At 71.3% G+C, this 10,829-nt stretch carries 11 protein-coding genes; 8 read left to right on the top strand and 3 right to left on the bottom strand.

The window, feature by feature from the left end:
- The 5 genes from FLV34_RS37800 to FLV34_RS37780 all read left to right on the top strand — a co-directional run.
- Positions 1–1,034 (top strand): endo-1,4-beta-xylanase (locus FLV34_RS37800; protein ID WP_147945433.1); only part of this gene is annotated, 1,034 nt, incomplete at its 5' end.
- A 129-nt stretch (positions 1,035–1,163) separates the two neighbouring features.
- A complete protein-coding gene (locus FLV34_RS37795; protein ID WP_147945432.1) occupies positions 1,164–1,661 on the top strand; it encodes an HAD domain-containing protein in 498 nt (165 codons plus the stop codon).
- An 88-nt stretch (positions 1,662–1,749) separates the two neighbouring features.
- Positions 1,750–2,643 (top strand): sulfotransferase, encoded by an 894-nt coding sequence (locus FLV34_RS37790; RefSeq protein ID WP_147945431.1) that lies wholly within the window; start codon positions 1,750–1,752, stop codon positions 2,641–2,643.
- Positions 2,640–3,815, top strand: coding sequence for a glycosyltransferase family 4 protein (locus tag FLV34_RS37785; RefSeq protein ID WP_147945430.1), 1,176 nt, complete (start codon positions 2,640–2,642; stop codon positions 3,813–3,815). The genes FLV34_RS37790 and FLV34_RS37785 overlap by 4 nt, the downstream gene beginning before the upstream one ends.
- A 201-nt stretch (positions 3,816–4,016) precedes the next feature.
- On the top strand, positions 4,017–5,303 hold the full coding sequence (locus FLV34_RS37780; RefSeq protein WP_147945429.1) for an alkaline phosphatase: 1,287 nt from the start codon (positions 4,017–4,019) through the stop codon (positions 5,301–5,303).
- Between the two features lie 184 nt (positions 5,304–5,487).
- On the opposite strand, the gene FLV34_RS37775 is transcribed toward FLV34_RS37780, so the two are convergent.
- Complete coding sequence (locus tag FLV34_RS37775; RefSeq protein ID WP_147945428.1) at positions 5,488–6,474, bottom strand: helix-turn-helix domain-containing protein; 987 nt, start codon at positions 6,472–6,474, stop codon at positions 5,488–5,490.
- Between the two features lie 229 nt (positions 6,475–6,703).
- Between FLV34_RS37775 and FLV34_RS37770 the strand changes: the two genes are divergently transcribed.
- Complete coding sequence (locus tag FLV34_RS37770) at positions 6,704–7,909, top strand: MFS transporter (RefSeq protein ID WP_222709778.1); 1,206 nt, start codon at positions 6,704–6,706, stop codon at positions 7,907–7,909.
- Entirely contained in the window at positions 7,798–8,241 is a 444-nt protein-coding gene (locus FLV34_RS42990) for an ADP-ribosylglycohydrolase family protein (RefSeq protein WP_261986057.1), read from the top strand. The genes FLV34_RS37770 and FLV34_RS42990 overlap by 112 nt, the downstream gene beginning before the upstream one ends.
- Here the strand turns inward: FLV34_RS42990 and FLV34_RS37760 are convergent.
- Positions 8,220–8,747, bottom strand: a complete 528-nt coding sequence (locus FLV34_RS37760) for an NUDIX hydrolase family protein (protein WP_142620493.1) — start codon at positions 8,745–8,747, stop codon at positions 8,220–8,222. The two genes, FLV34_RS42990 and FLV34_RS37760, sit on opposite strands and share 22 nt — an antisense overlap.
- 212 nt (positions 8,748–8,959) lie before the next feature.
- Here FLV34_RS37760 and FLV34_RS37755 point away from each other — a divergent pair, with 212 nt between their 5' ends.
- Positions 8,960–9,475, top strand: a complete 516-nt coding sequence (locus FLV34_RS37755; RefSeq protein ID WP_147945427.1) for an NUDIX hydrolase — start codon at positions 8,960–8,962, stop codon at positions 9,473–9,475.
- Positions 9,476–9,556: 81 nt separating this feature from the next.
- Here the strand turns inward: FLV34_RS37755 and FLV34_RS37750 are convergent, their stop codons facing one another.
- Positions 9,557–10,531 (bottom strand): patatin-like phospholipase family protein, encoded by a 975-nt coding sequence (locus tag FLV34_RS37750; RefSeq protein ID WP_142652598.1) that lies wholly within the window; start codon positions 10,529–10,531, stop codon positions 9,557–9,559.
- Between the last annotated feature and the right edge of the window lie 298 nt (positions 10,532–10,829).

Below are 10,829 nucleotides of genomic sequence, written 5' to 3'. Positions count from 1 at the left end.
GCGGCAGCGCGCTGCGCCAGGCGATGATCAACCACATCAACGGCGTGATGGCCCACTACAAGGGCAAGATCCCCTACTGGGACGTGGTCAACGAGGCCTTCGACGACAACACCGGCGGCCGCCGCGACTCCAACCTGCAGCGCACCGGCAACGACTGGATCGAGGTCGCCTTCCGCACCGCGCGGGCCGCCGACCCTGACGCCAAGCTCTGCTACAACGACTACAACATCGACAACTGGACCTGGGCCAAGACGCAGGGCGTCTACAACATGGTCCGCGACTTCAAGTCGCGCGGTGTCCCGATCGACTGCGTCGGCCTGCAGGGCCACTTCAACAGCGGCAGCGCCTACAACAGCAACTTCCGCACCACCATCTCCAGCTTCGCCGCCCTCGGGGTGGACGTGGCCATCACCGAGCTGGACGTCGAGGGCGCGTCGGCCACCACCTACGCCAACATCGTCAACGACTGCCTCGCGGTCGCCCGCTGCGTCGGCATCACGGTGTGGGGCGTGCGTGACAGCGACTCCTGGCGCTCCTACCAGAACCCGCTGCTGTTCGACGGCAACGGCAACAAGAAGGCCGCCTACACCGCGGTCCTCAACGCCCTCAACAACGCCGCACCCAACACCTCGCCCAGCCCCACCCCGCCCGTCAGCCCGAGCCCGAGCCCGACGCCCCCGGTCAGCCCGAGCCCCACTCCGCCGGTCAGCCCGTCGCCCGGCACCTCGCCGCAGCCCGGCAACGGATGCACCGCGACGATCAGTACGGTGAACAGCTGGCCCGACGGCTTCCAGTCCGAGGTCACGGTCCGCGCCGGCAGCTCGCCCGTCAACGGCTGGACCGTGCGGTGGACGTGGCCCGGCGGGCAGACCTTCAGCAACGTGTGGAACGGCACGCCGAGCGTGTCCGGCTCCTCGGTGACGGTCACCAACGCCTTCTACAACGGCTCCATCGCGGCCGGCTCGTCGACCACCTTCGGCTTCACCGCCAACGGCAGCGCGGCCACCCCGACCCTGACCTGCAGCGCCTCCTGATTCCTGGTCCCTGATTCCTGGCGAAACCGGATCCGGTTCGGACGATGTCCGGCCGGATCCGGTTCGCGTTGTGGCCCGCGCGCGTCCGCGGGTGGAGGAGCGGACGCAGGCGGCGGGATGATGGCCGTGATGGACGGGACGCTGCTGCTGCTGGACGTCGACGGGGTGCTCAACCCCGTGCGGCGCTCCTCGCCGCGTTTCCGCCGCTTCGAGTGCGTGGCGGACGGCGAGTGGTTCCGCCTGCTGCTCGATCCCCGGCACGGCGCCAAACTGACCGCCCTGATCCGGGAGACCGGCGCGACGCTGACCTGGGCGACGACCTGGGGCGAACGCGCGAACGCGGAGATCTGCCCCAGGATCGGGCTGCCCCCGCTGCCGGTGATCCCGATCGACGGCGACCCTCCCCGCCCGCCCGGTGTCAACCTCAAGACCTGGCACGTCGCCGAATATGTCCGGGGCCGGCCGTTCGTGTGGTTCGACGACGACCTCGGCCCGGCCGATCTGGAGTTCCTGGACGGCCATCCGGGGGTCGGCGAGTTCCTGGTCGTGGCCGTCGATCCACGGGATGGTCTGGGCGACGCCCACCTGGACGCGGCCCGCCGATGGCTGACCATGCGGAGGCCGTAAGCCTCCTGGTGAGACAGGGTGGGATCACAGGTGAGCAGGGGGCGGATTCTCAGGGATTTCCCCGGAAGCCCCGGTAGTGTCGCGGGCCATGACATGGCAGCGGAGGATCAACGGCGCACTCGTCAGGTTCACGGGAGTCCAGCTCCCCCGGGTCCGGCCCGCAGCCCGGTCGTCGTCGCCCGCGAGCCCCGCCCCGCCGGCGGCGGCGCCGGAGGAGCTGGTGCGTCCTCCCGCCGACCCTCGCGCCGACCGCCTTCTGGTGGCGCCGGTGTTCATCATGTCGCCGGTGCGGTCGGGCTCCACCCTGCTGCGGTCGATCCTGAACGCCCACCCCGACCTGCACGCCCCGCACGAGCTGCACGTCAGGCGGCTGACCGTGGGGTTCGGCACGTCGCTGGCCCGCAAGGCCATGGAGGCGCTCGGCCACAACCAGGCCGACCTTGAGCACATGCTGTGGGACCGGGTGCTCCACCGCGAGCTGGTGCGGAGCGGCAAGCGGACCATCGTGGACAAGACCCCCGCCAACGCCTTCGCGTACGCCCGGATCGCCGCCTGCTGGCCCGACGCCCGGTACATCTTCCTGCTGCGCCACCCCGCCTCGATCGCCGCCTCCTGGTATGAGGCCGACCCCGTCAAGCGCACCCGGGAGGAGGCCGCCGCCGACGCCCTGCGCTACATGAAGGCGGTGCAGCGGGCGCGGAAGGCGCTCACCGGCCTGACCGTGCGCTACGAGGACCTGACCGCCGAGCCGGAGAAGACCACCCGCGCCATCTGCGACTTCCTCCAGCTTGAGTGGGAGCCCGGCATGCTGGCGTACGGCGAGCAGAAGGTGGTGCAGAAGGGCCTGGGCGACTGGAGCGACAAGATCCGGTCGGGCACGGTGCAGCCGGGACGGGACCTGCCCGGGCCGGACGAGATACCCGACCTGCTCAAACCCATCTGCCGCAGCTGGGGCTACCTCCCCGAGGAGGAGAGCCGATGAGAATCCGTTACATGCTCCTGCACGCCTTCGGCATGGGCGGCACGATCCGCACCGTGGTCAACCAGGCGAACGCGATGGCGGCGCTCGGCCACGAGGTGGAGATCGTCAGCGTGGTGCGCCGCCGTGACGAGCCGCAGTTCCGGCTGCATCCCGACGTCGCGCTCACCACGCTGGTGGACCAGCGGACCGGCGTACGGGCCGACTCCCTCGGCCGGCGCGTGTGGCGGAGGCTGCGCGGCAAGCTCGTGCCGTACGGCGAGTTCGCCGCGGGCTACTTCACCGAGCGGGTCGAGAAGGCGGTCATCGACTACGTGTCCTCGGTGGACGACGGGATCCTCGTCACCACGCGCCCGGCGCTCAACCTCATCTCCGCGCGCCGTACCTCCAAGAACGTCGTGCGGGTGGCGCAGGAGCACATGAACCTCGGCACCTACCCCGGCACGCTGCGCGAGGAGATGCTCCGGCACTACGGCGCGTTCGACGCGATCGCCGTGCTGACCCCCAGCGACCAGCGCGAGTACGAGCAGGCGCTGCCCGGCGCGCGGATCGTCCGCATCCCCAACGCGGTGCACTCGACGAACCAGACACCGTCGCGGCAGGAGCATCCGGTCGTGGTCGCCGCCGGGCGCCTGGTCAGGCAGAAGGGCTTCGACCTGCTGCTGCCGGCGTTCGCCCAGGTGGTGAAGGAACACCCGGAGTGGCGCCTGCGCGTCTTCGGCACCGGCCCGAGGAAGGCGGCCCTGCGGGGGCTGATCGGCGAGCACGGCCTGTCGGCGCACGTGACGTTGATGGGCCGGACCAACCGCCTCGACGACGAGCTCGCCCGGGCCTCCATCTATGCGCTGAGCAGCCGGTTCGAGGGCCTGCCGATGGTCATGATCGAGGCGATGACCCACGCGTTGCCGATCGTGGCCTTCGACTGCCCGACCGGCCCCGGCGACGTGCTCACCGACGGGACCGACGGCATCCTGGTGCCCTCCGGGGACGTGGACGCCCTCGCCGCGGCCATCAAGCGGCTCATCGCCGACCGCGACCTGCGGCTGCGCATGGGCGCCGCCGCGGCGGCCACCGCCAGGGAGTACGCCCCGGAGAACGTCATGCCCCAGTGGGAGAACCTGTTCACCGAGCTCCTGCTGGCGAAGTCGGGCAGCTCCGCGCGGGCGCGGCGCTGACCCGGCTCGCGCCGTCCCGCCGGCCCCGGCGCGGCACGCGAGCGCGACGAGACAGGACCGGCGCCGCGTAAGGAGATCGCGGTCGGTGAGGGACCTTGCCCGGCATGGTTAGAAATAAGGCCACGCCACGTTCACCTTGTGGTGGATTCACACCCGTAACATCCCCGTCTTGGTAATCAGATACCCACCTGGGGGTTTTACATGGGTTCCTCCCGCAAGCGTCTGCTGCGGCTGCTTGTGCCTGCGACGACCGTGGCCACGGCGGCGGTCGCCGGCGCGGTCCTCAATCCCGCCCTGCCCGCGAACGCCACCTCTCACCACCACGACGGCGGCCGGGCGCGCAGCGTGATCTTCATCAACGGCGACGGCATGTCCGCGGCTCATCGTGAGGCAGCGCGGCTGCACCTGGCCGGTCTCGACGGGCAGCTCGCCATGGACACGCTCCCGGTCTCCGGGCAGCTGAGCACCAGCCCGCACGACCCCAAGACCGCCATCACCGACTCCGCCGCGGCGGCCACCGCCTGGGCGACGGGGACCAAGACCTACAACGGCGCCATCAGCGTCGACGTCAAGGGCAAGCCGCTGCCGATCCTGGGCAAGCAGGCCAAGGCGGCGGGCAAGTCCACCGGCCTCGTCACCACCGCTCAGGTGACCGACGCCAGCCCCGCCGCGTGGTTCTCCCAGACCGCCGACCGCGGCGCTCAGGACGAGATCGCGCGGCAGTACCTGGAGGTCAGCAAGCCGGACGTCATCCTCGGCGGCGGCGAGGACTGGTGGCTCCCTGCGGGCACGCCCGGCGCGTTCCCCGACAAGCCCGCCGAGGACCCCGACGAGGCCAGCAAGGGCACCAAGGGCAACCTGATCAAGAAGGCCGAGCGCGAGGGCTACCAGTACGTCTCCAGCGCCAAGGAGCTCGCCCGGGCCAAGCGCGGCAAGCTGCTGGGCCTGTTCAGCAACGAGGAGATGTTCCAGCAGCGGCCGGAGGGCCAGGGCGACATCTACTCCCCGGTCGTGGACCTGGCCACCATGACCAAGAAGGCCCTCGACACCCTCAGCACGAACAAGAAGGGCTTCTTCCTGTTCGTCGAGGAAGAGGGCATCGACGAGTTCGCCCACGAGAACAACGGCTCCCGCGTGCTCCAGGCCATGGCGTCCCTGGAGAAGGCCGTCAAGGTCGCCAAGGCGTACGTCGCCGCGCACCCCGACACGCTTCTCGTCATCACCGGTGACCACGACTGCGGTGGCCTCACCGTGGAGGACCCCTCAGACACCGAGGACGAGAGCGGCACCGGCCTGTCGACCGAGGACGGTCCGTTCAAGATCCACGGCAGCAACCTCACGTTCACGATGGACTGGACCACCACCGGGCACACCGGCGTGGACGTGCCGGTCACGGCCGAGGGTCCCCTGTCCAAGCTCTTCACCGGCAAGCACCCCAACACGTACGTGCACACGGTGCTTTCGAAGGTGCTGACCTCGCGTCACTAGACGCCGTTCGTCGTGCCGCCGCCCCTGCCGGCGGCGGTACGCGGATCGGCCAGGCCGCTTCTCCCCCGGCGGACCCCGCCTATTCGGACCCCGCCTGTTCGGACCCCGCCTATTCGGACCCCGCCTGTTCGGAAGCAGCCCAACCGGATCCTGCTCATCCCGGCCCGGGTCAGCCGGACCGTGCTCAGTCCGACGCGGCGCCGGTCAGCCGGTCGCCCAGGGAGCTGCGCCGATAGAGCACCTGCCGTCCGTCGCGGGCCCGGGTGACCAGGCCCGTGGCGTACAGCACGCGCAGGTGCTGGGACACGGCGCTCGGGGTCACCCGGAGCCGGCGGGCGATCTCGACGGTGGGCAGCGGCTCGCCGAGGAGGCCGAGCAGCCTCGTCCGCGGCGCACCGAGAAGCGACACGAGCGCGGCCTCGTCCGCGACGGGCGCCCGGTGCCACAGCGTCGCCACGCCACGGCTGGGATAGACCAGCGTCGGAGGCTCCTCCGGGAGGACCGGGGGCGCGGGCTTGTGCGCGAACACGGAGGGCACGAGCAGCAGGCCCCGGCCGGCCGCCGCGACACGGAAGCTGCTGATCATCTTGTCGATGTGCAGCACCCCGTCGTCCCAGCGCAGGTTCGGGTGCATGCCCGCGAACAGCAGCCGGGCGCCGCCCACGGCCAGCTGCCGCGCCCGATAGGTCATGTCGGCCTCCAGCACCAGCCGCATCTGCGGCCACATCGGCCGTACGGCGATCTCCCAGTAGCGCTCCAGGAGGTCGCAGATCGCGTCCCGGAGCCGTACGACCGGCGCGTCGCCGTCGGCGGCGGCGTCACGCAGCCGCCCGGGCAGCGGGGCAGGCGCGTGCGTGGCCGCCAGGTCGCGGCGTACCAGGCCGGGAGGGGTCCGGCGGACCACCGCCAGCTCCTCCGCGAATTCGGGGGCGAAGGTCGCCGGCCTCGGAGTCAGGAAGTCGGGGACGGTGAACCTCTCCGCCACCAGCGCCGTCAGCAGATCCGTGTCGAGGGTGCCGAGCCTGCCGAGCACGGACCTGCGCCACGGGAGCAGCGCCGCCGACAGCCCCGGGTCGCGCAGCACCCGCAGGCTGAGCACCGTCTCGGTCAGCGGCGAGAGGGCGAATCTCGTGTCGGCGAGGTCCTCGACCCCGAGCTCGAAACTGATCATTAAGCCCCACGCTACATCTGTTTGCGGCGAAAGGTCCGCAGTGTGGACTTCCGTCCGTGATCAACGCATTCCTCGAACGACCCACGGCGATCGACGCCGCCGGTGACACGACCCGGGCCCCGGCACGCAGACTCGCTCTCTGCTCCGGAGTGCCCCTGCGCCCGGCGGGACGGGTGGACGGATGGGAGCCGGGGCCTCGTCCCGCGCGTCGCGGACCGGGGGCCGGCGCATGAGCCGCCGCACGCTCGCGATCCTGACCCTCACCTGCGCGGTCGCCGTGGGCAACATCTACTTCCCGCAGGCGATCGCACCGCTCGTCGCCGCCGGGCTGCACCTGCCTCCCGACGCGGGCGCCCTGGTGGTGACCACGACCCAGGCCGGTTACACGGCCGGGATCGTGCTGCTGGTGCCGCTCGGCGACCGCTTCCCGCACCGCCCCTTCCTCGTGACTCTGCTCGTGCTCACCGGTCTCGGCCTGCTCGCCGCGGGCTGCGCGCCGGCCCTGCCGCCGCTCGTCGCCGCTAGCGCCTTGGTCGGCCTCACCACCGTGGCCGCGCAGGTCGCCGGCCCGCTGGCGGCCGGTCTTGTGGCGGCGGACCGCCGGGGAGCGGTGATCGGCACACTGCTGAGCGGATCGACCGGCGGCATGCTGCTGGCCCGCACCTTCAGCGGAACCCTCGGCGAATGGCTGGGCTGGCGGGCGCCGTACCTCGTGGCCGCGGCCCTGGCGCTGCTCCTCGCCGCGAGCCTGGCCGTCACGGTGCCGCTCACGGCCGCGTCCACCCGCCGTCGTTATCCGGCGCTCCTGGCCGAACCGCTGCGCCTGCTGCGCGCCGAGCCCGAGCTGCGCCGCTCCTGCTTCTATCAGGCGGCCGTCTTCGCCGGGTTCTCCGCCGTCTGGACCTGCCTGGCCCTCCTGCTCACCGGCCCGGCGTACGGCCTGGGCGCCCAGGCCGTGGGGTTGCTCGCCCTGGTCGGCGCGGCGACGATGCTGTGCACCCCCGTCGCCGGCCGCATGGTGGACCGCGTGGGGCCCGATCCGGTGAACCTCGTCTGCATGCTGGGTGTCCTCGTCTCTGCGGCGGTCCTCGCCGCCGGGTCGCTCGGCGGCGCGGCGGGCCTGGCCGCGCTGACCCCCGGCACGCTGGGGCTCGGCGTCGCGATGCAGTGTGGCATGGTCGCCAACCAGGCCCGGGTCTACGCCGTGCGTCCCGACGCCCGCGGCAGGCTCAACACCGCCTACATGACCTGCGCCTACCTCGGGGGCAGCGCGGGGTCCTGGCTCGGGGTCCGCGTCTGGAGCGTGGCCGGATGGCGGGGCGTGTGCGCGCTCCTCGCACTGCTCGCCGCGCTCGCCCTGACCCGCCACCTCCTGTCACTGCGCCGCCGCGCCACACCGCGGATCACCATGCCGAGCCGTACGGCGTCCGGCTGAGGGCGCGCGACGACGAGCGTCCCGCCACCCGCACCCTGCCGCCCGGGCCGTGGCAGTGGACCGACGACACGGAGATGGCCTGCTCTGTCTACCGGCTTCTGGCCGGCCGGGGCACGATCGACCAGGACGCACTGGCGGCTTCGTTCGCCGCGCACCACGACTTCGACCGCGGCTTCGGCGGACTGCCGCGCGACTGGCTACGCCGCACGGAACCGCTGCCCGGCTGGGCCGAGGTGCCGGCCGGTCTCCGCCCGGAGACGGCGGACTGGCCCTGGCCGCAGGGCAAGGACCTCTACGACGTGATCTCGGATCAGGTGAGGCGGCCGACGTAGGCGAGCGCCTGCTTGAGCAGCACGCCCTGGCCGCCGGTCATCTCCTGCTGCACGATCGGAGAGGCGGCCTCCTCGGGCGTGAACCACTCCAGGTCCAGCGCGTCCTGCCGGGGCCGGCAGTCTCCGCGCACCGGGACGATGTACGCCAGGGAGACCGCATGCTGGCGCGGATCGTGGAACGGCGTGACCCCAGGGGTGGGGAAGTACTCCGCCACCGTGAACGGCGTCGGCGAGACCGGCACGCTCGGCAGCGCGACCGGGCCGAGATCCTTCTCCAGGTGGCGCAGGAGCGCGTCGCGGATGCGCTCGTGGTAGTACACCCGCCCGGACACCAGCGCCCGGCTCACGGTGCCGTCGGCGCCGATCCGCAGCAGCAGGCCGACGCGGGTCACGGTGCCCGTGTCGTCCACGCGCACCGGCACGGCGTCCACGTACAGGATCGGCATCCGGCCCCGCACCGATTCGATCTCGTCGGGAGCGAGCCAGCCTGGCGTCGTTTCGGTCATTTCGGTCACGGCTCGATCGTACTTGCCCAGGCGGGGGGTGGTCCGCATCTCCGCGAGGTTCACGTCGGACCTCTACGACGTTCGCGGCGCGTCCGCGGGACGATCACCGTACCCTGCCCTGCAAGCGGGGAGCCGGAGACCGTCGGTGCGTGGATCGGGCCATGGCGGCCCCACGGCGTTTGGCCGGCACTTCCGAGACGAAAGGTCTGCTCATGGTCGAGATCCCCCGGGACTTGCCGATCTTCGAGCGTGACGCGGTTCGCATCGTGCTTCGCGACATCGACGACCGCATCCTGCTCTTCCACACGCACGAACCGACCGCGCCGGAGCTCGACCAGTGGTGGGAACTGCCCGGAGGCGGCATCGACGAGGGCGAGACCTACCGGGAAACCGCGGTGCGGGAACTGCGCGAGGAGACCGGCATCGTCATCTCCCCCGAACAGGTCGGGCCGCCGAACTGGCGCCGTACCTCCACGTTCCGGCACCGCGACCGGCGGCATCTCCAGCATGAGGTCGTGGTCGAGGTGCGCCTTGACCACGCGGGCGACCTGATCGACGAGACCGGGCGCCTGGACTACGAGCGCGAGGACTACTTCGACTTCCGCTGGTGGCCGATCCCCGAGGTGGTGGCCAGCTCCGAACTGTTCTATCCCCGCAGTCTTCCCCGGTTGCTGACCGGCTTCCTGGCCGGGGAGAAGCTCAGCGAGCCGTTCGAACTCTGGTCGTGACCGCTTCTCTCCCTGATCGTCTTCTCTCCCTGAACGTCTTCTCTCCCTGAACGTCTTCTCTCCCTGAACGCCGCAACCGGGTCAGCCCGGCCCGCGCCGCCGGTGGTGCTCGCCATGCGGAGGGCCGAGCGGGCGGGCGAGGCGGGGATCCGGTTCGCGCCGCTCCAGCCAATGGGCGGTCGACAGGGTAGCTCGGTCGATCATGTCGGCCGTACCGCGGAAGTCGACGGGCAGCACCTCGACCGGGCACAGCGGCGGCAGCACGTGCAGGCGGGTCCGCCGCTTGTTATGCCTGATCGAGGCGCTGATGCGCTGCTCGCTCAGCAGGTTGTAGCCGTGCAGGGCCATGGCGATCGCCGTCGACGGCGCGGCCGGCAGGTGGCAGGAGAACCCGGGCGCCAGCAGGTACGCCTCGTCGGCCCCCGCGTCCACCGCGTAGTCCAGCGTGGTCAGATCGGCGACACCGCCGTCCATGAGCACGTGGTCGCCGATCGTCACGGTGGGATACAGGGCAGGGATCGCGGTGCTGGCCAGCAGGGCCGGCAACGCGGGCCCCCGCGAAAGGATCACCGGCCGCCCCGTCCGCACGTCCGCGGTCAGCACCTCCAGCGGAACCAGCGTCTCCTCCAGGGCGCGGATCGGCAGGATGCGTTCGAGGAACCGCCGCAGGGAGGAGTTCTCGAACAGGTAGTTGCGACGGCCCAGCAGCGCCGCGACCAGCGTGGCAGGGTTGAGCGGGAACGTGTAGTTGGGCACACCCAGCGCCTGCAGGGCTCCCCGGAGAGGATGAAGGGGAAGGTTTCCGGCCAGCGTACGGAGCACGTCGGGCCCGCTCACCGGATACACGTCGTGGCTGCTCACCGACAGCCACAGCCGCGCCAGTTCCTCCGCACCCGCGGCGTCGGGCCGCGCGGCGTAATAGGCGCCGTTGAGCGCCCCGATCGAGGCGCCCACCACCATGTCGGCGCGGATCCCGTGAGCGGTGAGCGCGCGGAGCATGCCGACCTGCGCGGCCCCCAGGCTGCCGCCTCCCCAAAGGATGAACGCCGTCGTCATCGGCCGCTTCCCCACGCTCCCCGGCCCCGGCTCCCCTTCCTCCCCGGACGTCCCCGTTCCCCCCGCCGTACGGAGGTGTGCGGGGTTACGTAAGACAAGGGATTTCGACCGCGCCCTTGTTTATCCTGCCGAGGCGATAGTCGAAAGGCAGGAAGAGCAATCGTCAAGACCTGTGGGTCACGAGTTCCTAAGCAGCTGTTGGTGAGGGCTGATCGTCGGGGCGTTCGACGAGCTTGCCGTTGACGAAGGTGGCCCCGGCGCGGACCAGGGCGACGAGGTGGGGGGCGTTGACCGCGCG

This window comes from Microbispora sp. CSR-4, from assembly GCF_008033685.1.
Classification (GTDB): Bacteria; Actinomycetota; Actinomycetes; order Streptosporangiales; family Streptosporangiaceae; genus Microbispora.
Note: the sequence above shows the minus strand (reverse complement) of the source record. Positions and strands in the feature narration are given on the sequence as shown.